This window comes from Nocardioides sp. (genome assembly GCF_041913365.1).
GTDB lineage: Bacteria > Actinomycetota > Actinomycetes > Propionibacteriales > Nocardioidaceae > Nocardioides.
This window is the reverse complement of sequence record NZ_JAYSFM010000002.1, coordinates 378,667-403,729: the sequence shown is the minus strand read 5'-3', so window position 1 is coordinate 403,729 and position 25,063 is coordinate 378,667. Positions and strand designations below refer to the sequence as shown.

Sequence of the window (25,063 nt, the reverse complement as noted above, 5' to 3'; positions counted from 1 at the left end):
CAGCGTAGGGAACTCCGGTCAGTCGCCGGGGGCTTCCGGGCCATCCGAGATCTGGCGCAGGGTCGAGATGACGGTGACCTCGGGCCAGTGCTTGGCGTGCAGCTCGGCGAACTCCCGCTGGTCGGCCACCGCCTCGTCGAGGTCGGCGTACTCCATGATCGCCCAGCCCCCGACGACCTCCTTGCCCTCGGCGTAGGGCCCGTCCACCCGGGTCACCTCGCCGTCGCGGACGACGAAGTTCACCGCGTCCTCCGTGCCGTAGAGCCCGCCGCCGTCGAGGAAGATCCCCTTGGCGGCGCGCTCGCCGATGTGCACGTCCATCGCGTCGAACAGCGACTGCGGCGGCGTGCCGATGTTCTCTTCCATCCTGACGAAACCCATGAAACGCGGCATTGTGATCGCTCCTGCTGGTTGGTGTGGTCGTGCTTCTCGGACGTACGTCGAACGGGCGCGCGGCTTCTCGACATCGCACCGCGATGAATATTCGGTCCGCGCCCTAGCCCGCGACCAGCGACCGCGGCGCCCGCTCCCGGCGGCGCTCGGGACGGCGCGCGGCCACGGCCAGGAGGCAGAGGCCGCCGGCGCCGGTCAGGATCCCGGAGATCGCCTCCCACCAGGGCGCGGTGTCGAACGACCCGAGCGCGTAGGAGAAGGCGCCGACGAGGGGCGCGCCGAGGACCAGGAAGAGCGCCGCGACACGTGCCCAGCCGCGGCAGCGGACGGACAGCTCGACGAAGAGGCCGAGCGGCACGAAGAGCCACAGCCAGAACGCCAGGTCGTCGGACACCGGATCCACGACCTCCCCGGCCAGGCCGGAGCGCAGCGTCGCGACGCCGACGTCGATGACCGCGAGCGTCGCGGCCAGCAGCGCCGTCACCGCGACCGCACCGGGCCGACGTCCGGTCAGGGCCGTCCGGAGCAGCGGGAGCGCGAGGGCGAGGACCAGCAGCGACGCGCCGGCCAGCTCGGCCGCGTGGCCGACCGGCTGCCACGGCTCGGCGGGCGGGAGGAAGTCGAAGAGGTGGTCCTGGCGCACGTTGCAGGCGAACGTGTCGTGGTCCTGGCCCCAGCGGCACGCGCCCGCCCACCGCTGCCACGACGCGGCGTACAGCAGGGCGCCGGAGGCGAGCAGCATCGCGGCCGTCCACAGCCGCGCGAGCGTCAGACCCATGGCACCCTCCTGCTGCCGTCCTGAGGCGGTCCTGTGCCGAGTGTGGGGTCGTGGGACGGGGACGCGCCAGCCCCGCATCGGGTACGTCGCCGCCCCGACGCCGTCGTCCACATGCGTCCGGCACCCGGTTTACGCGTGCCCGGCGCGGGGCATGGACGGGTCACGCAGGCAACGGCCACCGGGCCCCCGCTCCTCGCCCCTCCTGAAGGAGACGCAGATGTACGGAGACACCGCAGTCATCCGCAGGCTGGCGCAGCAGATGAGCGAGCAGGGCGCCGAGATCCGTCGCGACGCCGACCAGCTGGTCAACGCCTCGCAGCTCGTGGTGTGGGAAGGCCGGGCCGCCCAGGCGATGCGGGAGCGGATGGCCGAGCGCGCCGTCGCCCTGCGCACGACGGCCGACGAGCACGACGACGCCGCCCAGGCGCTGCGCCACCACGCCGACGAGGTCGACCGGCTCAAGGACCTCATCCGCGAGATCGCCAACCGCGTCAAGGGCCTCATCGAGGGTGCGAGGTCGCGGCTGGCCGACCTCGCCGACAAGGCCCTCGACCTGATCAAGAAGGTCACCCCCGACCCGATCGACGAGATGCTCGCCTCCTTCCAGCCGCCACCCGAGGGACACAAGGACTGGCTCGACGTGCCCGACCAGATCCCGGGGGCCGGCCGATGAGCGCGGTGCTGCTCGACGCCGAGGGCAATGAGGTCGAGCCGCGCCGGGTCACCCCGCGGCGCGTGCGACTGCCCCGCGCGGCCCTCGACCGCCTCGCCGGGCTGGGCGGGGTGCCGTCCCCGGCCGAGCAGATGATCGTCTCGTCGGGCTCGCTCGACGGCCTCGGCGACCGGTTGGGCGCGCTCGGGCAGGAGCCCGCGCCGGCCGAGCCGCCGGGCGACGAGCCGGCCGCACCGGTGGAGGACCTCGACGCGCTGCTGACCGCAGCCGGGCTCCTCGACGACGGTGCGCCGACCGCGGAGGGCGGGGCGGTGCTCACCGTCTGGCACTCGCCGGCGCTCGCGGTGGAGCTGGAGATGCTGGTCTCCCTGGCCCGCGGGAGGGTCCGGGTGCGCAGCTGGCACCGCAACCTCGACGACTGGGTCGTGTGCCTGTCCACCGCCGACGGCACCACCTTCGAGCTGAGCTGGCTCTCCGCCGACGACTGGTGGCTCGAGCTCGGCCGCGCGGCCTGGGTCGACACCCGCACGTTGGCCTCCGCCAGCGGGGCCGAGCCGCTCCCCGAGGTCGTCGAGACGTCGTGGGACCTGCTGCTCGCGACCGGGGAGGCCGTGCAGCGCCGCCGCTTCGAGCTGCTCGACCAGATGGTCTCCGACTACACCGGGATGACGCTGGCCGGCCCCGACCTCGACTCGCTCGAGACCGCCGACGACGGTGACGTACGCCGCTGGCACGAGCAGCTCGAGAGCGCCTCGCGGGGTCGCCTGCACGCGGCTGTGATGGCGCGCAGCGAGCGCGGGAGGCCCGGTGCCGGGATCGTCGAGTGGGTGCTCTTCCACGACGGCTGGCGGTCGCTCACGCCGTTCCGGCGCGACGGCTGGAACATGGTCCGGATCGAGCGGCAGGAGCCGACCGACCTGCCCCGCGCCCTCGCGGTCCTCGCGGCGGAGGTGACCTCGTGACCAGCGGCACCCTGCCCCCCATCGAGTCGGTCTCGGGCGGCTCCCACGGCGTCGAGGCCGGCTACGAGCAGATGCTCGCGCTGGCCGAGCGCTACGAGCGCCAGGCCGGTGACTTCGTCGAGATGGCCGGCCTCGGGGCCCGTGTCATGGCCAACGGCGACCTGCTCGAGTCGGCGATCCTCTCGCCGATCTCCTTCGGCGACGCCGAGGTCCAGGTGCTCGACGCGACCACCGGCGCCAACGGCCTGACGGTCCGTGCGATCGGGATCGAGGCCGACGCGCTCGGCGTACGAGCCGTGATCGCGGCGTTCCAGGCCAGCGACTCGCTCTCCCGCCACGCGATGGAGATGCTCGACAACGCCCTCGGCCAGCTCCTGCTGGCCGGCACGGTGGTCGCGTTGCCGACGCTCCTCGCCGCGGGAGGCATCAGCTACGCCTACTACTCCACGCTGTCGCCGGAGGAGCAGGAGGCGTTGAAGGCCCAGCTCGCCGAGGACCTCGGCCAGCTGCTCCACGACCACCCCGAGCTCGCCCAGCACCTGATCAACGGCGGCGGCGGGCTGCTCCAGAACCTCGTCCCCGGTCTCGGCCTGCTCAACCCGGGCGACGGCCCGATCAACCAGGCGACCACCAACGACGCCGCCCGGTTGCTGGCGCTCCTGCTCGGCAACGACACCGACTACCAGGTCAACCCGCTCGACGTCACCGGTGGTGCCACGGATCACGTGCCGGGCAGCCTGAGCGACCTGATGTCGCAGCTCAACGCGACCAACGAGCTCGACGCGAGCAACCCGGAGAACAACGGCGCGATCCAGATCCAGAAGGTCGGGGACAAGTACATCGTCTACATCCCCGGCACCGACGACATGAGCCCGATCCCGCAGGACGGTGACCACGCCCGCGACATGGAGACCAACTACCAGCTCATCGGCGGCATGGACAGCGCCTACGGCCGCGGCATCCAGCAGGCGATGCTCGACGCCGGCCTCGAGGGCAAGGACGTGATGCTGGTGGGCCACTCGCAGGGCGGCATGGTGTCGACGTCGCTGGCCGCCGACCCGGACTTCACCCGGCACTTCAACGTCGAGCACGTGGTGACGGCGCGGTCGCCGACCGCGCAGGTGACCCACCTGCCCGACAGCATCCACGCCATCCACTTCGAGAACCGTGGTGACGCGGTGCCGTTGCTCGACGGCGAGGACAACCCCGACCAGCCCAACCGGACGACCGTGAAGTTCGACGAGGGCAGCAGCGACATCGGCGACAACCACGGGCTCGACCACTACACCAACGGTGCCGCTGCGGCCGACGCGTCGACCAACGGCTCGATCCAGGACCAGATCACCCGGATGCACGACGACGGCTACCTCGGCAGCGGCACCTCTGGCCCGGTCGTGTCCTACCAGGTCACCCGTTGACCCGGTGCTCTGGCAGGCTGCCGTCATGAGGTGGAACGTCTCGGCCGCCGTCGTCTGCCTGCTCGTGGTGCTCACGGGCTGCACCAACCCCCTCGACAAGGAGCCGTCGTCCGCGCGGATCCCGACCGGGTGCGGTGAGTGCGAGGACGAGATCGCCGCGCTCGTCGACGAGGTGCAGGCGATCGACGGTGTCGAGGCAGTGCGCAGCACCCGGCGTACGACGCGGGGCGTGCCGGTCGCCTACCTGACCGTGGGCGTCGACCTCACCGGCAAGGACGTCGTCTCGGCCGACATCTCCGCTGTGACCGACGCGGTGGCCGAGGCGGCCTGGCGGTCCGACGTCTCGCCGCTCGACGTGCTCAGCCTCGGTGTCACGCTGCGCAACGGTTACGAGGAGTCCGACTCCTACGCCTTCGGCGCCGACCGCACGACCTACGAGCAGCGGTGGGGCGAGCGTCCGTCCGGCGCGGAGTGGTCACCGGTGCAGGAGGACGACGACCTCGAGGGTTGCGAGGTCGACGGGTGCACCGAGCTGTTCCGAGACATCGCGCGCGACGCCTCCGCGCTGCCGGGGGTGACCGCCGTGCTGCGGTCCGCCTACGGCTCGGACACCCCGACCAACGCGTCGTCCGCCCACGTCGAGCTGAGGGCCGACGAGGTGGACGACGGCCTGGTCGAGCAGGTCGCCGAGCTGGTCTGGCGCTCGGAGGCCGATCCGCTCGACCTCATCAGCGTGACGGTCGAGACGCCGGAGGGCGGGTTCCCCGACACCGTCACCTTCCAGATCGACCCCGACCACGGCCGCGACCACGAGCGGCTCGAGCAGATGTGGGGACCGCGGCCTACCGGGTAGCCGGTGTCCGCTGAACTAGGGTCGGGCCACGTGACGCAATCCATGATCTCGGCGCGGGGGCTGCGCAAGTCCTTCGGCGACTTCGAGGCAGTGAAGGGCATCGACGTCGAGGTCCGCAAGGGCGAGGCGTTCGGCTTCCTCGGCCCCAACGGCGCCGGCAAGTCGAGCACCATGCGGATGATCGCGTCGGTGAGCCCGGTGACCGCCGGCGAGCTGCGGATCCTGGGCATGGACCCGGCGACCGACGGCCCGGCGATCCGGGGTCGGCTCGGCGTCTGCCCGCAGGAGGACACGCTCGACAACGAGCTCAACGTCTTCGACAACCTCTACATCTACGGCCGCTACTTCGGCATCGACCGCGCCACCTGCCGGGAGCGGGCCCAGGAGCTGCTGGAGTTCGCGCAGATCACCGAGAAGGCGAAGTCCAAGGTCGAGGACCTGTCCGGCGGCATGAAGCGGCGGCTGACGATCGCGCGCAGCCTGATCAACAACCCCGACGTGCTGCTCCTCGACGAGCCCACGACCGGCCTCGACCCGCAGGCGCGCCACGTGCTGTGGGACCAGCTCTTCCGGCTCAAGCAGGCCGGCGTCACGCTGGTCATCACCACCCACTACATGGACGAGGCCGAGCAGCTCTGCGACCGGCTGGTGGTGATGGACAAGGGGCTGATCGCCGCCGAGGGCTCGCCGCGCGAGCTGATCGACGCGCACTCCACCCGCGAGGTCGCCGAGCTGCGCTTCGGCGTCGGCGAGCACGAGGCTCTGGCCGAGAAGATCGAGGACCTCGGCGACCGCGTCGAGGTGCTGCCCGATCGTCTCCTTGTCTACAGCGACCGGGGCGAGGACGTCATCACCGCGGTGCTCGAGCGCGGCCTGCACCCGATCGCGACGCTCGTGCGCCGTTCCACGCTCGAGGACGTCTTCCTGCGCCTCACCGGCCGCAGCCTGGCGGACTGATGGCCACCCAGCTGCAGGGCTCGTTGCGCCCGGTCGAGGGCATGGCCCGCCAGTACGACTACTGGCTGACGGTCTACAAGCGCACCTGGCGCGGGGGAGTGGTCAGCTCGTTCGCGACCCCGCTCTTCTACGTCGTCGCGATGGGCGTGCTGCTCGGCGGCTTCATCGACGGCGACCCCGACCAGCTCGAGGGGGCGACGTCCTACCTCGCATTCATCGTGCCCGGGCTCGTCGCCGCCCACGCGATGACCATCGCGGTGAGCGAGTCGACGTACCCCGTCATGGGCGCGATCAAGTGGCACAAGACCTTCTTCGCCCAGCTCGCCACGCCCTTGGCGGTGCGCGACCTGGTCAACGCGTTCGTCGCGTTCGTGGTGTTCCGGGTCGCCTCGGCGTGCGCGGTGTTCATGCTCGTCCTCGCGCCCTTCGGCGTCTTCGAGAGCTGGTGGGGGCCGGTCCTCGCGTGGCTCGCGCAGGTGCTGGTCGGCACCGCGTTCGCGTTCCTGACCTTCGGCTACTCCGCCCGGCTGAAGTCCGAGGAGGGCTTCGGCGTGCTGTTCCGCCTCGGCGTGCTGCCGCTGACCCTGTTCTCTGGCGCCTTCTTCCCGATCACCAACCTCGGCCCGGTGCTGGAGTGGGTCGCCCGGCTGACGCCGCTGTGGCACGGCGTCTCGCTGTCGCGGATGTTCTGCCTCGACACCGTCGACTGGTCGCTGGCCGCGGTCAACCTCGGCGTCCTCGTCGTGCTGTCGGTCCTCGGCTGGCGGTGGGCCGTGACCGGTCTCGACAAGCGGCTGGAGGTGTGACGTGGCGACCCTCTCCACGACCGCGATCCCGGCGCCGCTGACGCCGACGGGCGCCGCCCGGCTGCTGGTGCTGCGCAACTTCATCGTCTACAAGGCAGCCTGGAAGCTCTTCCTCACGGGCTTCCTCGAGCCCGTGCTCTACCTGTTCTCGATCGGCATCGGCGTCGGCCAGCTGATCGACACGTTCGAGTTCCACGGCGAGCAGGTCCCCTACGCCGCCTTCGTCGCGCCTGCGATGCTCGCCACCTCGGCCTTCAACGGCGCGCTGCTCGACAGCACCTTCAACGTGTTCTTCAAGCTCAAGTACGAGAAGCTCTACGACCAGATGCTGGCCACCCCGCTCACCACCGGCGACATCGCGCGCGGCGAGATCGCGTGGGGCCTGATCCGCGGGTCGGTCTACTCCGCCGCCTTCCTCGTCGTGATGCTCGTGATGGGCCTCGTCGACTCGTGGTGGGCGGTGCTCGCGCTGCCGGCGGCGGTCCTCATCGCGTTCGCGTTCTCGGCGGTCTGCATGGCGCTGACGACGTGGATGAAGTCCTGGCAGGACTTCGACAAGATCACCCTCGCGCAGATGCCGCTGTTCCTCTTCTCGGCGACGTTCTTCCCCGTCGAGGCGTTCGGCGACGGCGTGCTGCGCTGGGTCGTGGAGGCCACCCCGCTCTACCGCGGCGTCGTGCTCTGCCGCGAGCTGACCACCGGCGTCGTCACCTGGGAGTCGGCGGTCTCGGTCGTCTACCTCGTCGCGATGGGTATCGCCGGCCTGCTCGTCGTACGCCGCCGCCTCGACAAGCTGCTGCTGACCTGACGGGGGTGCGCCCGAGGCGGCATGCGTGGACGTTCAGCGCGCTCGGAGGTCGAGCCCCCAGGAGACCCCCTTGGCGATGGCGCCGGTGAGCAGAAGCGCCGCGCCCAGGACAACACACGCCCACCCCAGCGCTTGGGGCAGCTCTCCCTCAGAAAGCGTCCACGCGCCGAGGAACGTGAGCAGGACGCCAGGAACGAGTGCGGCGCCCGGCGATGGTGGTGCTGGTCGGTCGTCGCGCTGTACTCGGATCACGCCGCGAAGGGTATGCCGATCGCCGCTCGTCCGTCCGCCGATCCGGGCACTCGGCCAGAGCTGTGCATCGCGTCTCGTCGAGGGCTGGCCGCCGGACGCCCCGGACCAACCACTGGCCAACGCCGCGAGGGCCGTCCTAGGTTGCCGGGCATGGACTCATACGCGAAGGGCGAGTCGACTCCGGCGCTGCTGGAGGAGACGATCGGGGCGAACCTGGCGCGGACGGTGGCGGCGTACGCCGACCGCGAGGCGCTGGTCGAGTGCGCGAGCGGGCGCCGCTGGACGTGGGCCGAGCTGGACGCCGACGTCGACCGCGTCGCGCGCGGGCTGATGGGCGCCGGCGTGCAGAAGGGCGACCGGGTCGGCATCTGGGGGCCGAACAGCGCGGAGTGGACGCTCGTCCAGCTCGCCACTGCCCGCATCGGGGCGATCCTGGTCAACGTCAACCCGGCCTACCGCACCCACGAGTTCGCCTACGTCGCCAACCAGTCGGGCATGCGCCTGCTGGTCTGCGCGACGTCGTTCAAGACCAGCGACTACCGGGGGATGGTCGAGGAGACCGCATCGGGCAACCACGCCCTGGAGCGCGTGGTCTACCTCGACGACGAGGCGAGCTGGTCGGGACTGCTCGTCGGCGGCGACGGTGTCAGCGAGGCGGACCTCGCCGACCGCGCCGCGTCGCTGGAGCCGGGCGACCCGATCAACATCCAGTACACGTCCGGGACGACCGGCTTCCCCAAGGGCGCGACCCTGAGCCACCGCAACATCCTCAACAACGGCTACCTCGTCGGTGAGATCTGCGGCTACACCGAGGCCGACCGGGTCTGCATCCCGGTGCCCTTCTACCACTGCTTCGGCATGGTCATGGGCAACCTCGCGTGCACCACCCACGGTGCCGCCATGGTGATCCCCGCACCCGGCTTCGACCCGGCGCTGACGCTGAAGGCGGTCTCGGAGGAGCGCTGCACCTCGCTCTACGGCGTGCCGACGATGTTCATCGCCGAGTGGGCGCTGCCCGACCTCGACACGTACGACCTGTCCTCGGTGCGGACGGGCATCATGGCCGGCTCGCCGTGCCCCGAGGAGATGATGAAGAAGCTCATCGCGGCCGGAGTCGACGAGATGACGATCTGCTACGGCATGACCGAGACCTCGCCGGTGTCCACGCAGACGCGCACCGACGACTCGCTCGAGCGCAAGGTCGGCACGGTCGGCCGGGTCTGCCCGCACCTGGAGATCAGGATCGTCGACCCGGTCACCGGCGACACCGTCCCGCGCGGCGAGGCGGGGGAGTTCTGCACCCGTGGCTACTCGGTGATGCTCGGCTACTGGGACGAGGAGGAGAAGACCAGGGAGGCGATCGACGCCGACGGATGGATGCACACCGGCGACTTGGGCGTGATGGACGACGACGGCTACGTCCGCATCACCGGCCGCATCAAGGACATGGTGATCCGCGGCGGGGAGAACATCTACCCGCGCGAGATCGAGGAGTTCCTCTACACGCACCCCGACATCGAGGACGTGCAGGTGATCGGCGTCCCCGACGAGAAGTACGGCGAGGAGCTGTGCGCGTGGGTGCGGATGCGTCCGGGCGCCGAGCCCCTCGACGCCGACTCAGTGCGGGCGTTCGCGACCGGCCGGCTCGCGCACTACAAGATCCCGCGCTACGTCATGGTGGTCGAGGAGTTCCCCATGACGGTGACCGGCAAGGTGCGCAAGGTCGAGATGCGCGAGGTGTCCGCGGAGCGCCTCGGCCTGTCCTGAGGCACGCGCTGCGGGCAGGTCGGCCGGATGTCAGCGATGACTGTCCGTTCCCCGCGTTGCCGCGCGGCGCAGGGCTGGTTGGATGGCCGCCATGAGCATGGCCCCCGACGGCATCACGCCCGACACCAAGGACTGGACCTGGGTCCTGGAGCGCCCGTGCGCCGACTGCGGATTCGACCCCGGTGCGCAGGGCCTGGCCGACCTCCCGCGCCTCTTCCACGACACGGCGATGACCTGGTCGGAGGTGTGCGCGCGGGCCGACGTCCGGGAGCGACCGGCGCCGGACGTGTGGTCGCCGCTGGAGTACGCCTGCCACGTGCGCGACGTCCACGAGCTGTTCGCCCAGCGGCTCCGTCTGATGCTCGAGGAGGACGCGCCCACGTTCGCCAACTGGGACCAGGACGCCACCGCCCTCGAGCGCGACTACCCGTCACAGGACCCGGCCGAGGTCGCGGTGGCCCTGATCGAGGGCGCCGGCACCGTCGCAGGGATCTACGCGTCCGTCACCGACGAGACCCGCTCGCGGCGCGGCACCCGGTCCAACGGTGACGAGTTCACGGTCGAGTCGCTGGGCAGCTACCACCTCCACGACGTCGTCCACCACCTCCACGACGTGGGGGTCGCTCGCCCGTGAACGACACGGTGAGGGCCTACGACCTCGACGCCGTGGCCTACGTCGAGGCGTCGCCGGCCATGCCCGGGTCGGTGCGCGCCGACCTCGAGGCGCTGGCGTACCGCCTCGGCCCGGGCGCGCGGGTGCTCGAGATCGGCTCGGGCGGCGGGCGCGACGCGCGGGTGATGGAGGAGCTCGGCCTGGACGTGCGTCGGACGGACGTCACGCCCGCCTTCGTCGCGCTGCTCCGGGAGCAGGGCCACGCCGCCGACCTCCTCGACCCGCTCGTCGACGACCTGTCCGTGCCTGACGGGCCGTACGACGCGGTGTGGGCCAACGCGTCCCTGCTGCACGTCGCCCGGGCGGACCTCTCCACGGTGCTGGGCCGGCTCGCCGAGGTGACCCGTGAGGGTGGTCTGCTCCGGGCCTCGCTCAAGGAGGGCGACGGCGAGCAGTGGTCGACCCACGGCTCGATCAGCCACCCGCGCCACTTCACCTACTGGCGTGCGTCCGACCTGGAGGCCGTGGTCACGGATGCCGGCTGGTCCGACGTCGCGATCCGCTCGGGCGTGCCGGGCTCGCGCGGGGAGACCTGGCTCGAGGTGTCGGCGGTCCGTGGTTCGATGCACCGATGAGGCACACCGAGTTCTGGGCGCGGCTCGACCACGCGCTCGGGCGCGACTACTCCCGGACGTGGGCCGAGCTGACGGTCGTGCGTGACCTCGACGGACGGACGACCCAGGAGGCGCTCGCCGCCGGGGTGCCGCCCAAGCAGGTCTGGGCCGCGGTCTGGCGCCAGCTCGAGCTGCCGGACAGCGAGCGGTGAGCGCCCCGGTCGAGGCCGGGCCGGCGGCTCACGACGTCCCGGCCGTCCAGCAGCGCACGGTCCGCACGCTCGTCGTCTCGCAGGCCGTCGGCGCAGTCGGCGTCACGATCGGCGTCGCGACGGCGTCGCTCCTGGCCCGCGACATCTCCGGCAGCGAGACGATGGCCGGCCTGGCGCAGACCTTCCAGGTGCTGGGCACCGCCGCAGCGGCGTACGCCCTCGCGCGGGTGATGCGCCGGCGCGGGCGTCGCGTCGGGCTGGTCACCGGCTACCTGCTCGGCGCCACGGGCGCGGTGCTCGCCGTCGTGGCCGGGGTCGTCGACTCGATGCTGGTGCTGCTCCTCGGTGCCGTCCTGCTCGGCGCCACCACGGCGGTCAACAGCGCGTCGCGCTACGCCGCGACCGACCTGGCGACAGAGGAGCACCGGGCGCGGGCACTGTCGGTCGTCGTGTGGGCGACCACGATCGGTGCCGTGGCCGGGCCCAACCTCGTCGGCGTCGGCGGCGCCGTGGCCGTCCGCGCCGGCATCCCGGAACTCACGGGCGGGTTCGCGATCGGCTCGGTGGTGCTCGTCGCCGCGGCTGCCTGGGTCTGGCTCCGGCTGCGACCCGACCCGCTCCTGGTCGCCCAGCAGGCGGCCGGGGTGTCCCCGGGCGCGGTGGTCGAGTCGCGCGGGCGCTCGTGGGGACGGTTCGTCGAGGTGGTCCGCGACGTGCCTGCGGTCGGAGCGGCCGTCGTCGCGATGGCGTGCGCCCACGCGGCGATGGTGACGGTGATGATCATGACGCCGCTGCACATGGAGCACGGCGGCGCGCACCTCGAGGTGATCGGCTTCGTGATCTCGGTCCACGTGCTCGGCATGTTCGCCTTCTCGCCCGTGGTCGGGTGGGCCGCCGACCGGTTCGGGCGGAGCCCCGTGCTGGTCGCGGGAGGGGTGCTGCTGCTCGTCTCCCTCACGCTGTGCGCGGTGTCGCCCCAGGGCAGCTCGTGGGAGATCTTCGCCGGCCTGTTCCTGCTGGGACTGGGTTGGTCGTGCGCCACGGTCGCCGCCTCGACCGTGATCGCCGACCGGACCCCGATCCTCGCGCGCACCGACGTGCAGGGCACCTCCGACATGGCGATGTCCCTCACCGCTGCCGGCGGGGGAGCGCTCGCCGGGGTCATCGTCGGAGCGCTGGGCTACTCCGCGCTGGCGCTGTTCGCCGAGCTGATGGCGTTCGCCGTCGTCGTCGCCGGGGTGCAGGCCCGCGCCCGGGGCTGACCCGCGCGAGGCGCCGCGGACTCGCTCGCGACACGCCGTGCCCCAACCTCCCGTCGAACACCTGTTCGGGCTACTGTGCGTCCACAGGTACGACGAGGGGCGAGGTAGTCCACAGCAGGTGACGGTCCTGATCAGGGACTGTCGGTGGCTCGCCCTAGCGTCGGAGAAGTACCTCAGACAACGACGACAGGACGGGACACAGCAATGGCTGGTGCAGACCGCGAGAAGGCCCTCGACGCCGCGCTCGCACAGGTGGAGAAGCAGTTCGGCAAGGGCTCGGTCATGCGACTGGGCGACGAGACGCGTGCCCCGCTCGAGGTGATCCCCACGGGGTCGATCGCCCTCGACGTGGCCCTCGGCCTGGGTGGTCTCCCGCGCGGTCGTGTGGTCGAGATCTATGGTCCGGAGTCCTCCGGAAAGACGACGGTCGCCCTCCACGCGGTGGCCAGCGCCCAGGCCGCCGGCGGCATCGTCGCCTTCATCGACGCCGAGCACGCGCTCGACCCCGACTACGCCAAGGCCCTCGGCGTCGACACCGACGCACTGCTCGTCTCGCAGCCCGACTCCGGTGAGCAGGCGCTCGAGATCGCTGACATGCTGATCCGCTCCGGCGCGCTGTCGCTGATCGTCATCGACTCCGTCGCCGCGCTCGTGCCCCGGGCCGAGATCGAGGGCGAGATGGGCGACAGCCACGTCGGTCTCCAGGCCCGCCTGATGAGCCAGGCGCTGCGCAAGATGACCGGTGCCCTCAACAACTCCGGCACCACGGCGATCTTCATCAACCAGCTGCGCGAGAAGATCGGCGTGATGTTCGGCTCGCCCGAGACCACGACCGGTGGTCGCGCGCTGAAGTTCTACTCCTCGGTGCGCCTCGACGTGCGCCGCATCGAGACGCTCAAGGACGGCACCGACATGGTCGGCAACCGCACCCGCGTCAAGGTCGTCAAGAACAAGGTGGCCCCGCCGTTCAAGCAGGCCGAGTTCGACATCATGTACGGCAAGGGCATCAGTCGCGAGGGCGGCCTGATCGACGTCGGCGTCGAGGCGGGCATCATCCGCAAGGCCGGCGCCTGGTACACCTACGAGGGCGACCAGCTCGGCCAGGGCAAGGAGAACTCCCGCAACTTCCTGCGCGACAACCCCGACCTCGCCAACGAGATCGAGAAGCTGATCCTGGAGAAGCTGGGCGTGACTCCCGCCGTCGACAAGCCGGCCGACGACCTGAGCGACGAGCCCATCGGGGTCAATGACTTCTGAGGGCGAGAGCCGTCCCGCGCCCGACTGGGTCGGTGACGTCGGCCTCGGCGTGCAGGCGTGGGTGGGGGAGACCCCACCCACGCCGGCCGGGCCGCGCCCCGCGGACGCCCGCACCGCCGAGGAGCGGACCGGCCGGAAGACCCGGAAGGGTGGCCGGGGGCGCGCCCGGACGTGGGAGGAGCGCGAGGCCGCCCGCATCGCCCGCGAGGAGGCGGCGGCTGCCGAGGTCGAGGCTGATCCGGAGTCGGTGGCCCGCAAGATCCTGCTCGACACCCTGACCGGGCAGGCGCGCTCCCGCCAGGAGCTCGCCGGCAAGCTCGCCCAGCGCGGCGTCCCCGACGAGCTCGCCGCGCAGCTGCTCGACCGGTTCACCGAGGTCGGGCTGATCGACGACGCCGCCTTCGCCCGCCAGTGGGTCGAGAGCCGGCACCGCAGCAGGGGCCTGGCCCCCCGCGCGCTCAAGCAGGAGCTGCGCCGCAAGGGCATCGACGACGACGACGCATCCGAGGCCCTCGAGCAGCTCGACGAGGCCGACCAGCGCGTGGCCGCGCGGGCACTGGTCGACAAGAAGCTCCGGTCGATGCGCGGCCTCGACCCACAGGTCGCCACCCGGCGCCTCGCCGGCATGCTGGCCCGCAAGGGCTACGCCGCCGGCCTGGCGTTCTCCGTCGTGCGCGAGGCCCTCGCCGACGCCGGCGAGGACGGCGACCTCGGCGACCACCCCGACTTCTGACCGCCGTCTGATGGGTCGGCCGCCTGCTGGGTCGCCGCCCGGATCCGTCATCCGAAGGCGAACGGATGGGGTCGGGTTCGCATGACGGACCGCCAGCCTTCCGCCGGACGTCCGGTCTCTGGTGGGATGTCCCGGTGAGCAACGAGCGCGAGGTCCTCACCTACGAGCTGTTCGGCACGGCCACGCGCGAGCTCGCGCAGGCGGTCGCCGACTCCGGGTTCCGCCCCGACATGATCCTCTCGATCGCCCGCGGCGGACTCGGTCTGGGCATGGGCCTGGGCTACGCCCTGGCGGTGAAGAACCTGTCGGTGATCAACGTGGAGTTCTACACCGGCGTCGACCAGCGCCTCGAGGTGCCGATCATGCTGCCGCCCACGCCGGCGGCCGTCGACCTGTCCGGCCTCAAGGTGCTGATCGCCGACGACGTCGCCGACACCGGTCGCACTCTCGAGCTGGTGCACGAGTTCTGCGAGGGCAGCGTCGCCGAGGCCCGCACGGTGGTGATCTACGAGAAGCCCCAGTCGGTCATCAAGCCCGACTACGCCTGGCGGCTCACCGAGAGGTGGATCGACTTCCCCTGGTCGGTCCTCCCACCGGTCGTCGACCCGGACGCCCTGGCCCACTGACGCACGTGCCCGACACCGACGGCACGGAGTCCGTCCCGGTCCTCGTACGCCACGGGGACCGGGAGCTGGCCGGCGCCGTGCTGCCCGGCGAGTCGTGGGCCGAGGCGGCCGTCCGGATCGGAGCCACAGCCGGCGGTGAGCCCGCCGCCGAGGACCTCTCGGGAGCGACCAAGCGGTTCGTCGTCGACCCCGACCAGCGCGTGGACCTCCGCGCGATGACGCACGGCGACCTCACCGCGCTGACCCGCTGGCTCCAGGCACCGCACGTCCGGCGCTGGTGGCAGTCCGACGGCGAGCCGACCCCGGAGCGCGTCACGGCGACGTACGGCCCGCGCGTCGACGGCCAGACGCCGACCCGCATGTGGGTGGTGGAGGTCAACGGTCGATCGGTCGGCTTCGTCCAGGACTACCGGATCCGGGACTACCCCGGCTTCGCGCTGCTGACGCCCGACCCCGACGCCGTCGGGCTCGACTACGCCATCGGCGAGCCGGAGTGGGCCGGACGGGGTCTGGGGACTCGGGTGCTGTGGGCGTGGCTGCTGGGCGCACACCGACGCTTCCCCGACGCGACGGCGTACTTCGCCGCGCCGCACCACGCCAACGCGGCGTCGCTACGGATCCTCGACAAGGCCGGCTTCACGCGCGGCACCTGGTTCGACGAGCCGCAGCGTGACGGCACGACGGCGACGGTCGTCGGCTGCACCCTCGACGTGCGCCGCGTCCTCGGCCCGCCCGCGCCGGACCGTGCGCCATGATGTGCCCATGACGACGCCTGCGATCTCGCCGATCGCCGACCACGTGCGCTTGCCCGCCGGGCCGGTCGACCTGACCGCGATCGAGACCGACGCCGCACCCGGCTTCGACGGCAAGAAGGCCGACGGCGAGGCGGCCCTGCTCGCCATGGGGGACGAGCTCGCCGACCTGCAGGAGCGCCTGTGGGCCGAGCGCACGGCCGGCTCCGAGCGGCGGGTGCTGGTGGTGCTCCAGGGCATGGACACCAGCGGCAAGGGCGGGGTGCTGCGGCACACGATCGGCCTCGTCGACCCGCAGGGCGTCCGCATCACCAGCTTCAAGGCGCCGACCGAGGAGGAGCGTGCGCACGACTTCCTCTGGCGCATCGAGAAGGGCCTCCCGGCGGCCGGCTACATCGGGGTCTTCGACCGCTCGCACTACGAGGACGTGCTGATCGCGCGCGTGCGCGGCTTCGCCGGGCCCGACGAGATCGAGCGGCGCTACGGCGCCATCAACGACTTCGAGGCGCGCCTCGCCGACCAGGGCTTCTCGATCATCAAGTGCATGCTCCACATCAGTGCCGAGGAGCAGAAGGAGCGCCTGGCCGAGCGGCTGGCCAACCCGGAGAAGCACTGGAAGTTCAACCCCGGCGACCTCGACGAGCGGGCGCTCTGGCCCGCCTACCGCGAGGCGTACGAGATCGCGCTGGAGCGCACGAGCACCGACGTGGCGCCGTGGCACGTGGTCCCGTCCGACAAGAAGTGGTTCCGCAACCTCGCCGTCGGCCAGCTGCTGCTCGACACGCTGCGCGGCCTCGACCTGCAGTGGCCGGCCGCCGACTTCGACGTGGCCGAGCAGCAGGCCCGGCTCGACGGGGAGCCCGTCCAGTGATGTCGACGACTCTGCCGCTGGTCACCGTCACCCGCTATGTCACTCCGCTGCGCGAGGGCGGCAGCCTGCCCGGCGTCGTCGAGGGTGACGACCTCGGCACCTACGTCTGCAAGTTCCGCGGCGCCGGCCAGGGCGCCAAGGTGCTGGTCGCCGAGGTCATCGTGAGCGAGCTGGCCACCCGGCTCGGCCTCCGCACCCCGCGGCTCGTGGTGCTCGACCTCGACCCGGAGCTCGCCCGCTACGAGGCCGACGAGGAGGTGCAGGACCTGCTCAACGCCAGCGCCGGCCGCAACCTCGGCATCGACTTCCTCCCCGGAGCCTTCGGCGTGGACGGGCAGGTGAGCGCCGCCGACGACGAGGGTGCCCGCGTCCTCTGGCTCGACGCGTTCACCGCCAACGTCGACCGCTCGTGGCGCAACCCCAACCTGCTCGTGTGGCACGGCGACCTCTGGGTCATCGACCACGGCGCCTCGCTCTACTTCCACCACGGCTGGCGCTCCGGGACGACCGACCCGGCGAGGTTCGCCGCCCAGCCGTGGGACGTCAGCGGGCACGTCTTCGAGACCTGCGCCGGTCGCGCCCGCGAGCTCGACGGCGAGATCTCCGCGGCGCTCGGTCGCGACGTCTTCACCGAGGTCCTGGCCGCGGTGCCGGACGTGTGGCTCGAGCCGGTGCCGGGCGTGGACGGTGCGGGTCCGCTGGGGCCCGACGCGCTGCGGGCGGCGTACGTCGACTTCCTGGACGCCCGCCTCGGCACGCGGCAGTGGCTGCCGGAGGTGCCGCGATGAGCACGAGGATGGCCTACCAGTACGTCGTGCTGCGCTGCGTGCCGCGACCCGACCGCGAGGAGTTCCTCAACGTCGGCGTCGTGCTGCACTGCCAGAGCGCCGACTTCCTGGACGTGGTGTGGAACGTCGACGCCGACCGGCTCCGTGCCCTCGACGCGGCGATCGACGTCGACCAGGTCTGCGACTCGCTGACCTTCGTCGACCGGGTGTGCCGCGGCGACGAGCGGGCCGGTGAGGCGGCGCGTCAGTCACTGGGCCAGCGCTTCGGCTTCCTCAAGGCGCCTCGCAGCACGGTGTTGCAGCCCGGTCCGGTGCACGGCGGGGTCACCGAGGACCCGGGCCGCCAGCTCGAGCACCTGCGCGATCGCCTCGTCGGCTGACCTGCAGGCCGTTCCCGCGGCAGCGCCGCTGGGCGGATACTCGTCGGGTGAACCCGCCCGGCGGCGTCGTCCGGATCCGACTCTCGTCCACGCTCGCCGTGGACGCGGGCGACGGTGTGCGCTCGGGTCGTGAGCTCGGCAGCCGCAAGGCGCGCACGCTCCTCGCCGTGCTGGCCTCGGCGCGCGGACGGCCGGTCGCCACCGACCGCATCGTCGACGCGCTGTGGGGCGACGCGCCACCCGCGGACCCGGCGGCCAACGTCGCGACCCTGGTCAGCCGGGTGCGCCGCACGCTGGGCGCCGGCCTCGTGGAGGGCAGGCCGGGTGCCTACGCGCTGGGTGGCAGCTGGTCCCTCGACGTGCTCGAGGCCGAGCACCTGGTCACCGAGGCCGCGAGTCGTCTCGCCGCGGGCGAGCACGCCCTCGCCGACGCGGCGGCGGCTGCGGCCCAGGACCTGCTGGGCGGGGACACGGCGTTGCTCGACGAGGCCGACGACGCGTGGGTGCTGCAGGTGCGGGGCGAGGTCGACGGGCTGCGCCGCGCGGCCCGGCACCACCGGGTGTCGGCCCTGCTCGAGCTCGACGCCGCCGCGGCGGTACGGGTGGCGGCCGAGGGCACGGCCGCCGACGCCTACGACGAGCGGGCGGTGCGCGACCTGATGCGCGCGCTCGCGACCGACGGCCAGGTCACCGCGGCCCTCGCGGCGTACGACCGGCTCGTCCGCACGCTGCGGGAGGACCTCGGCACCGACCCGGACCGCGCCACCGCCGATCTCCACCTCGCGCTGCTCCGCGAGACGGACGGTCCCGCCGAGGCCGCGCCGTCCCTGCCGCGGCCGCGTCGAGAGGGCCCGGAGGCGACGCTCGTGGGCCGGGAGGGCGAGTTGGCGCTCGTCCGCGCGGCGTGGGTGACGGCCGCGGCAGGGGACGCGGACGGCATGGTGCTCGTCGTCGGCGAGGGCGGCATCGGCAAGACCGGGCTGCTCGACGCGGTGGCCGACCTCGGCGCGGGCACCGGTGGCCAGGTGCTGCGCGGGCGGTGCCACCCCGCGGAGCGCTCGCTGTTCCTCCAGCCGTTCGTCGACGCGCTGCGTCCCGCGCTGGCCGGTCTGCGCCGCGACCAGCTGGCGGCGACCGTGCGGGACCACGAGGCCGCGTGGTTCTCGCTCGTGCCCGACCTCGCCGCGGTGCTGCCGACCGCACCGGCGCCGCCAGCTGACCGCGACCTCCAGCGGCGGGCGACGTACGACGCCGTCGCGGTGGCGCTGCGCCGCCTGTCGGCCGCCCGCCCGGTCGTGCTGGTCCTCGACGACCTGCAGGATGCGGGCGCCGCGACCGTCGACCTGCTCGGCTACCTCGCCGGGCAGCTCGCGACCGCGCGCGTCCTGCTGGTCGGCGCGGTGCGCAGCGAGGACCCGTCCGTCGCGGAGCGGCTCGGTGACCGCGCCACGAGCATCCAGCTCGGTCCCCTCGGGCCCGAGGCGGTGGACGCCCTCGCCGCCTCGGTCGGGCTCGAGTCGCACGGCGACCAGGTCATGGCGCGGACCGCGGGACACACCCTCAGCGTGGTGGAGTGCTTGCGCGCCCTCGGCACCGGTGACACCGGCGTCCCGGCCTCCCTCTCGCAGGGCGTGCTCGCCCGGGTCGAGCGGCTCGGCCCCGAGACCCGGTCGGTCGTCGAGGCCGGAGCGGTGCTGCGGCGGCGCCTCGACCCCCGGCTCCTCGCAGGCCTGGTCGAGACGTCCGAGGTCAGCGCCACCCGCCACGGCGAGGAGCTCACCCGGGCCGGGCTCTTCGTCCGCAGCGGTGCCGTCTACGAGTTCGCCAACGACCTCTTCCAGGAGTGCGTGTACGCCGGGCTGCCTGAGGCGGTCGCGGCCGCATACCACCGGAGGGCCGCCGACCTGACCAGCGACCGGCCCGAGGTGATGGCCGCGCACGCGCACGCGGTCGGTGACGACGCGCGGGCCGCGCAGGGCTGGTTGCTCGCCGGGGAGGAGGCGCTGCGCAGGGCCGCGGTCGAGGACGCCCGGACCCTGGTCGAGCGCAGCCTCGCCGTCCCGGGGCTGGCGGGGGAGACACGGGTCCGGGCGCTCCTGGTGCGGGGCCGGGTGCACGAGGCGGCGATGAGCTGGTCGGCCGCGATCCAGGACATCGACGCGGCGCTGGCGTGGGCACGCAGCATCGGCGAGCGACGGCTCGAGCTGGCCGCCCTGCGGGCCCGCGGCGGTGACGCTGCGGTCGGCGCCCAGCTCTCGGCCGACGAGCTGCTGGGGCCGCTCGAGGACGGCGTCCGGCTGGCGGCCGAGCTCGGGGACCGGCGGGCCGAGGCGGACTTCGCCAGCCGGCTCACGGTCCTGGAGGCCAGCCGGCTCCGGCTGGCCGACGCCAGCGAGCGTGCGGCGCGGGCGCTCGCCCGGGCCCGCGCGTCGGGATCCGTGGACGGAGTCGTCCTGGCGCTCGACGGCCTCAAGACCGTCGCCTGGCACCTCGGCGACGCGCCTGCCCTGGCCGTGGTCGTGCGCGAGCTCGAGCCGCTGCTGCGCGAGCGCCACGACGCGTGGCTGCTGCAGTGGGTGGTGTTCGAGTCGGCGTTCGTGCCCGCCGCCCACGACGACTGGGACGAGGCCCGGCGGGTGCTGCGCGAGGCGCTCGACCTCAACCGGCGCAGCGGCTTCCCGGCCTACGCCGGCTACCTCCAGGCGTACGACGGCTGGCTGGCTCGGTTCGCCGGCGACCTCGACGAGGCGTCCCGGCTCGGCCGTCTGTCGGTCGAGGCCACGTCTGCCGTGGACCACCCGTGGTGGCACGCCTGGGCCGCCGGCCTGCTGGCCGCCACCCTCGTGGAGACCGGGGAGGTGGCCGAGGCCGAGTCGGTCGCCCGCGCGGGGCTGGCGGCGTCCACGGGCGGTGCGCGCCCGGGCCGGCTCCTGTGCGCCTCGGCCCTCGCCGCGGTCACCGGCGAGCTGACGCGCAGTGCGACGGACGCGCTCGCGGAGGTGGCCTGCCCGCCCGGTCGCGCGTGGGTGGTGGGTGCCGACGCCTACCTCCTGCTGGCGTCAGCGGCGCGGGAGCGCGGTGACCTCGCCGAGGCCGCCCGGCTGCTGGCGCCGCTGCGTGCGGCGACCTCGGAGTCGTGGCCCACGCTGCGCCGACGTGTGGCGGCGATCGGCGGGGTCGCCGGTCAGAGTGCCTCGAGCGCCAGCCGGGCCGCGCGGGCGGCACCGTCCGAGGGCACCGGCAGGTAGTCGACCGGCCGCGCCAGGGCGGCGACGAGCTCCTCGGCCACCCGGTCGGGGTCGGTGTCGGCGTACGCAAGTGCCCGTCCGGCGCGGTGCCGGGCCAGCCGGTGCCGCACGTGGACCTGCTGCTCGAAGTGGTGCTCGAGCGGGACGTAGAGGAACGGCCGCCGCGCCGCGGTCAGCTCCATCGTGGTGCTGAGCCCGCCCTGGACGACCGCCACGTCGCAGGCCGCGTGGTGCAGGTCGAGGTCGGGGAGGAAGCCGTGCACCTCCACGCCGTCCGGCAGGGCGAGGGCCTCGCGGTCGATGCGGGGCCCGGTCACCACGACCATCCGCAGACCGGGGATGCGCGCCGACGCCGGGCCGTACGCCGCCGCGACCCGCCGCAGCAGGTGGTGCCCGACGCCCGAGCCACCGACGGAGACCAGGCACACCACGTCGTCCGGGCCGTAGCCGAGCCGCTCGCGCAGCTCGTCACGGCGGGCGGGGTCGGGCCGCTCGCCCATCACGTAGCCGGCGAAGTCGAAGTGCTGCTCCGTCCACGCGCGGGCGGTCGGCAGGTCGGGCCCGAGCGGGAGGTCGACCACGTCCTCGGGGTCGCCGACGAACACCGAGCGGTCGCGCAGGCCGGGGGAGCGGGCGACGTGCTCGACCATCTCGGCGTTGTAGTCCGCGGTCAGGAACGCCTCCCGCTCACCCCCGTCCGGCATCGGCAGCCAGCCCACGAAGTCGGTCATCCAGACGAACGGCGCACGCTTGAGGGACGGGTGCTCGTGGAGGAAGTGGTCGAGGTCCCACGCCTCGTCGCCCACCCACAGGTCGAACGACTCGCGCTCGACGAGGTCGTCGAAGACCATGAAGTTGTTGACCAGCACCTCGTCCATCCGGCGTACGGCGTCGAAGGCGTGCAGGTCGTGCTCGCCCGACTCGGCCTCGAAGTGGCCGGACTCGCTCGCGAGGTGCCGGGACGCCGGGTGGACCGACTCGCCGCGCTTCTCCAGGAACTCCGCGACGGGCGACTGGGTGAGCCACTCGACCTCGAGCTCCGGCCGCAGCTCGCGCATCGCGTCGACGACGGCGAGGTCGCGTCGCACGTGGCCGAGACCGATGGGGGAGGAGAGGTAGAGGATCCGCGGGCGGCGCCGGGAGCGTCGTGGCGCCACCGGCCCCGGCGAGCCCGTGGCCCGGTCCACCAGGGCCTTGATCGCCCGGTTCACCACCACCGGGTGCCGCGCCATCGGCAGGTGGCCCGACCCCTCCAGCACCAGGTGCTCGGCACCGGTCCACTCCACGACGCTGCGACCACGCCCCGGTGGCTGGCACAGGTCGGCCGTCCCCTGCACCACCAGCACCGGCGCGGTGATCCCCCGCAGCAGCCGCTCGGCCTCGTCAGCGGTGTCGGGGAACCGTGGGCCCTCGTTCTCGGCGAGGATCACCGCCCCGGTCGTCTGCCGCGTGAAGCCGACGACGTCCTCGAGCTGCTTGGTGGAGTGGGGCTCGGGGAGCATCTGGTCGAAGAAGAACTCGGCGTACTCGGGCCAGTGGTCGGGCAGGTAGTGACGGTTGTTGCCGTTCCACCCGGAGTAGTCGTCGCGCTCCTCGTCGAAGTGCTGCGCCGCCTCGAGACGTACGGCGAAGGGCGGCGTCCGGTCGCGCACCCACGGCCCGACCGCCACCACCCCCTGGACGCGGTCGGGATGCAGCGCAGCGGTCAGCAGCGCCTGCCAGGCGCTGACGCAGATCCCCACGAGGACGGCGCGCTCGAGGCCGAGGTGGTCCATCACCGCCAGCGTGTCCGCCACGAGCGCGAGGTCGCCGTAGGCCTCGGGATCGAGCGAGCGCCCCGAGAGGCCGTTGCCCGGCGGGTCGACGGTGACGACGCGGTGGTGCTGCGCGAGGTAGGCCACCTGGCCCTTCCAGGCACGGCTGTTGACGCAGGTGTCGATCGGCACGAACAGCACCGTCGACGCGGCCTCGTCGTTGAAGGACTCCCACGCCAGCCGGACGCCACCGACGTCGACGTGCCCCGCGCTGTCCGGCTCCCGTGCCCGCATGTCCTCACCCTCCGCCACCCCGGTTGCAGAGCCGTTGCAATCGCACCGCAAGCGCCCGGGAGCACCGTCTGGAGACCAGCATCCACCCGGATGCCCTTCACGAGGGAGACCCAGATGACGACCATCGACGAGACGACCGACCAGACCACCGACCAGCCGCCCGCCATCGACATGGACGCGCTCATGCAGTTCGTCGGCAGCTTCGTCGGTGACCTCGGCGCCACGGTCGGCGCCGGCAACGTGCTGCTCGGCGAGCGGCTCGGCCTCTACCGCGCGCTCGCCACCGGCCCGGCCGACGCGCGCGAGCTGGCCACCCGGACCGGCACCGACCCGCGCTACGTCGACGAGTGGCTGCGCGGCCAGGCCGCCGGCGGCTACGTGCAGTACGACGCCGGCAGCGCGACGTACTCGATGACGCCCGAGCAGGCCTTCGCGCTGACCGACCCCTCGGGGCCGGTGTTCCTCCCCGGCGCGTTCGAGCTGGCGCTCGGCGCGCTCAAGGCGGCGACCGAGATCGAGCAGGCGTTCCGCACCGGTGCCGGCTACGGCTGGCACCAGCACGACGAGGACGTGTTCAGCGGCTGTGAGCGGTTCTTCCGGCCGGGCTACCTCATGCACCTGCTCACGGAGTGGATCCCGGCGCTCGACGGCGTCCCGGCCAAGCTCGAGCGGGGCGCCCGGGTGGCGGACCTGGGCTGTGGCCACGGCGCCTCGACGGTGCTGATGGCCGAGGCGTTCCCGGCCAGCACGTTCGTCGGCTCGGACTACCACCAGGGCTCGATCGACGCGGCGCGCGAGCGCGCAGCCGTCGCGGGGCTCGGCGACCGGGTGCGCTTCGACGTCGCGGGCGCCCAGGCGCTGGACGAGCGCGACCTCGACCTGGTCACCACCTTCGACTGCCTGCACGACATGGGCGACCCGCTGGGTGCGGCGCAGCACATCCGGCGCTCGCTCGCCCCCGACGGCACCTGGATGATCGTGGAGCCGGCGGCCGGCGACACGGTGGCGGAGAACCTCAACCCGGTGGGCCGGGTGTTCTACGGCTTCTCGACCTTCCTCTGCGTGCCCAACGCGGTCTCGCAGCCCGGCGGCTACGCCCTCGGCGCGCAGGCGGGCCAGGCGGCGATCCGCCAGGTGGTGACCGACGCCGGGTTCACCCGGTTCCGCCGGGTCGCGGAGACGCCGTTCAACCACGTCTACGAGGCACGCCCCTGACGCGGTCGGCGCAGCTGTCACCGGCGGCTGTCAGGATGCCGCCATGACCTACGTGGGGGCGGTGCGGGCGGCCCTGGCCGAGGTGGGGGACCCGGCCAGGGCCGCCCAGCAGCAGGCCTACATGAAGTCCGCGCTGCCCTATGTCGGCCTGGCTGCCCCGCAGCTCAGGGCACTGCTGCGGCCGCTGCTCGCGGAGGAGCGCTTCGTCGACCGGGCGCAGTGGGAGCACGCCGTCCTCGAGCTCTGGGACGACGCCACCCACCGCGAGGAGTGGTACGCCGCCGTCGCACTGCTGCGGCACCGCTCCTACCGCGAGTGGCTCGACCCCGAGCTGCTCCCGCTGCTCGAGCACCTCGTGCGCACCGGCGCCTGGTGGGACGTGGTCGACGAGGTCGCGACCCACCTGGTCGGGGACGTCCTGCTCGGTCACCGCGACGACGTCACCCCGACGATGGACGCCTGGTCGGTCGACGGCGACAGCCTCTGGATCCGGCGTACGGCAATGATCGCCCAGCTCCACCACCAGGAGCGGACCGACACCGACCTGCTCGAGCGGGTGCTGGTGGCCAACCTCGACGACACCGCGTTCGGCCGCGACTTCTTCGTCCGCAAGGCGCTGGGGTGGGCCCTGCGCCAGCACGCCCGCACCGACGCGGCGTGGGGGGGGGGGGGGGGGGGGGGGGGCGGGCCGCCCCCCGCCCCGCGGGGGGCCCGGGGGGGCGGGCCGGGCGGCCCCCGCCGACGAGAATCAGCGCGAGGCCGTGGGGGGGGGGGGGG

25 protein-coding genes are annotated in these 25,063 nt (G+C 72.9%); 22 read left to right on the top strand and 3 right to left on the bottom strand.

Features of this window, described 5'->3' with window-relative positions; genetic code table 11:
* Positions 1-18: 18 nt before the first annotated feature.
* Both ACE3QY_RS06945 and ACE3QY_RS06940 read right to left on the bottom strand, forming a co-directional pair.
* Positions 19-381 carry a YciI family protein gene (locus ACE3QY_RS06945; protein WP_374455276.1) on the bottom strand — a complete coding sequence of 121 codons (363 nt, stop codon included), beginning with the start codon at positions 379-381 and terminating at the stop codon, positions 19-21.
* Positions 382-496: 115 nt separating this feature from the next.
* Positions 497-1,171 (bottom strand): hypothetical protein, encoded by a 675-nt coding sequence (locus ACE3QY_RS06940; protein ID WP_374455275.1) that lies wholly within the window; start codon positions 1,169-1,171, stop codon positions 497-499.
* Between the two features lie 217 nt (positions 1,172-1,388).
* Between ACE3QY_RS06940 and ACE3QY_RS06935 the strand changes: the two genes are divergently transcribed.
* From ACE3QY_RS06935 to ACE3QY_RS06840, 20 genes are all read left to right on the top strand, one after another.
* Positions 1,389-1,844, top strand: coding sequence for a WXG100 family type VII secretion target (locus ACE3QY_RS06935; protein WP_374455274.1), 456 nt, complete (start codon positions 1,389-1,391; stop codon positions 1,842-1,844).
* Complete coding sequence (locus ACE3QY_RS06930) at positions 1,841-2,806, top strand: hypothetical protein (protein ID WP_374455273.1); 966 nt, start codon at positions 1,841-1,843, stop codon at positions 2,804-2,806. Before ACE3QY_RS06935 ends, ACE3QY_RS06930 begins: the two co-directional genes overlap by 4 nt.
* Entirely contained in the window at positions 2,803-4,224 is a 1,422-nt protein-coding gene (locus tag ACE3QY_RS06925; protein WP_374455272.1) for a hypothetical protein, read from the top strand. Before ACE3QY_RS06930 ends, ACE3QY_RS06925 begins: the two co-directional genes overlap by 4 nt.
* A gap of 25 nt (positions 4,225-4,249) precedes the next feature.
* Positions 4,250-5,077 carry a hypothetical protein gene (locus tag ACE3QY_RS06920; protein WP_374455271.1) on the top strand — a complete coding sequence of 276 codons (828 nt, stop codon included), beginning with the start codon at positions 4,250-4,252 and terminating at the stop codon, positions 5,075-5,077.
* A 42-nt stretch (positions 5,078-5,119) separates the two neighbouring features.
* On the top strand, positions 5,120-6,034 hold the full coding sequence (locus ACE3QY_RS06915; RefSeq protein WP_374455551.1) for an ABC transporter ATP-binding protein: 915 nt from the start codon (positions 5,120-5,122) through the stop codon (positions 6,032-6,034).
* Positions 6,034-6,840: an ABC transporter permease gene (locus ACE3QY_RS06910; protein ID WP_374455270.1), complete on the top strand. Its 807-nt coding sequence runs from the start codon at positions 6,034-6,036 to the stop codon at positions 6,838-6,840. The genes ACE3QY_RS06915 and ACE3QY_RS06910 overlap by 1 nt, the downstream gene beginning before the upstream one ends.
* 1 nt (position 6,841) lies before the next feature.
* A complete protein-coding gene (locus ACE3QY_RS06905) occupies positions 6,842-7,648 on the top strand; it encodes an ABC transporter permease (protein ID WP_374455269.1) in 807 nt (268 codons plus the stop codon).
* A 402-nt stretch (positions 7,649-8,050) separates the two neighbouring features.
* On the top strand, positions 8,051-9,667 hold the full coding sequence (locus tag ACE3QY_RS06900) for an AMP-binding protein (RefSeq protein ID WP_374455268.1): 1,617 nt from the start codon (positions 8,051-8,053) through the stop codon (positions 9,665-9,667).
* Positions 9,668-9,758: 91 nt separating this feature from the next.
* Entirely contained in the window at positions 9,759-10,301 is a 543-nt protein-coding gene (locus ACE3QY_RS06895) for a DinB family protein (protein WP_374455267.1), read from the top strand.
* Positions 10,298-10,915 carry a class I SAM-dependent methyltransferase gene (locus ACE3QY_RS06890; protein ID WP_374455266.1) on the top strand — a complete coding sequence of 206 codons (618 nt, stop codon included), beginning with the start codon at positions 10,298-10,300 and terminating at the stop codon, positions 10,913-10,915. The genes ACE3QY_RS06895 and ACE3QY_RS06890 overlap by 4 nt, the downstream gene beginning before the upstream one ends.
* Positions 10,912-11,106: a DUF3046 domain-containing protein gene (locus ACE3QY_RS06885; RefSeq protein WP_374455265.1), complete on the top strand. Its 195-nt coding sequence runs from the start codon at positions 10,912-10,914 to the stop codon at positions 11,104-11,106. The genes ACE3QY_RS06890 and ACE3QY_RS06885 overlap by 4 nt, the downstream gene beginning before the upstream one ends.
* Positions 11,103-12,368 (top strand): MFS transporter, encoded by a 1,266-nt coding sequence (locus ACE3QY_RS06880; protein ID WP_374455264.1) that lies wholly within the window; start codon positions 11,103-11,105, stop codon positions 12,366-12,368. The genes ACE3QY_RS06885 and ACE3QY_RS06880 overlap by 4 nt, the downstream gene beginning before the upstream one ends.
* A gap of 204 nt (positions 12,369-12,572) precedes the next feature.
* Positions 12,573-13,625, top strand: coding sequence for a recombinase RecA (recA, locus tag ACE3QY_RS06875; RefSeq protein ID WP_310254059.1), 1,053 nt, complete (start codon positions 12,573-12,575; stop codon positions 13,623-13,625).
* Positions 13,615-14,358, top strand: coding sequence for a regulatory protein RecX (locus ACE3QY_RS06870; RefSeq protein WP_374455263.1), 744 nt, complete (start codon positions 13,615-13,617; stop codon positions 14,356-14,358). The genes recA and ACE3QY_RS06870 overlap by 11 nt, the downstream gene beginning before the upstream one ends.
* Before the next feature lie 134 nt (positions 14,359-14,492).
* A complete protein-coding gene (locus ACE3QY_RS06865) occupies positions 14,493-14,984 on the top strand; it encodes a phosphoribosyltransferase (RefSeq protein WP_374455262.1) in 492 nt (163 codons plus the stop codon).
* A 5-nt stretch (positions 14,985-14,989) separates the two neighbouring features.
* The gene (locus tag ACE3QY_RS06860) at positions 14,990-15,739 is read left to right on the top strand and encodes a GNAT family N-acetyltransferase (protein WP_374455261.1); all 750 of its coding nucleotides are present in this window, start codon (positions 14,990-14,992) and stop codon (positions 15,737-15,739) included.
* 7 nt (positions 15,740-15,746) lie between these two features.
* Positions 15,747-16,607, top strand: coding sequence for a polyphosphate kinase 2 family protein (locus tag ACE3QY_RS06855; RefSeq protein ID WP_374455260.1), 861 nt, complete (start codon positions 15,747-15,749; stop codon positions 16,605-16,607).
* Positions 16,607-17,395, top strand: a complete 789-nt coding sequence (locus ACE3QY_RS06850; RefSeq protein ID WP_374455259.1) for a HipA family kinase — start codon at positions 16,607-16,609, stop codon at positions 17,393-17,395. The genes ACE3QY_RS06855 and ACE3QY_RS06850 overlap by 1 nt, the downstream gene beginning before the upstream one ends.
* Positions 17,392-17,775 carry a DUF3037 domain-containing protein gene (locus tag ACE3QY_RS06845; protein WP_374455258.1) on the top strand — a complete coding sequence of 128 codons (384 nt, stop codon included), beginning with the start codon at positions 17,392-17,394 and terminating at the stop codon, positions 17,773-17,775. Before ACE3QY_RS06850 ends, ACE3QY_RS06845 begins: the two co-directional genes overlap by 4 nt.
* A gap of 47 nt (positions 17,776-17,822) precedes the next feature.
* Positions 17,823-21,023, top strand: a complete 3,201-nt coding sequence (locus ACE3QY_RS06840) for an AAA family ATPase (RefSeq protein WP_374455257.1) — start codon at positions 17,823-17,825, stop codon at positions 21,021-21,023.
* Here ACE3QY_RS06840 and ACE3QY_RS06835 read toward each other — a convergent pair.
* The gene (locus tag ACE3QY_RS06835) at positions 20,960-23,071 is read right to left on the bottom strand and encodes an alpha/beta fold hydrolase (RefSeq protein ID WP_374455256.1); all 2,112 of its coding nucleotides are present in this window, start codon (positions 23,069-23,071) and stop codon (positions 20,960-20,962) included. The genes ACE3QY_RS06840 and ACE3QY_RS06835 overlap by 64 nt on opposite strands.
* Positions 23,072-23,185: 114 nt before the next feature.
* On the opposite strand from ACE3QY_RS06835, the gene ACE3QY_RS06830 reads away from it, so the two are divergent.
* Both ACE3QY_RS06830 and ACE3QY_RS06825 read left to right on the top strand, forming a co-directional pair.
* Complete coding sequence (locus ACE3QY_RS06830) at positions 23,186-24,286, top strand: class I SAM-dependent methyltransferase (RefSeq protein ID WP_374455255.1); 1,101 nt, start codon at positions 23,186-23,188, stop codon at positions 24,284-24,286.
* Positions 24,287-24,329: 43 nt separating this feature from the next.
* On the top strand, positions 24,330-25,063 hold a 734-nt coding region (locus ACE3QY_RS06825), incomplete at its 3' end, for a DNA alkylation repair protein (protein ID WP_374455254.1).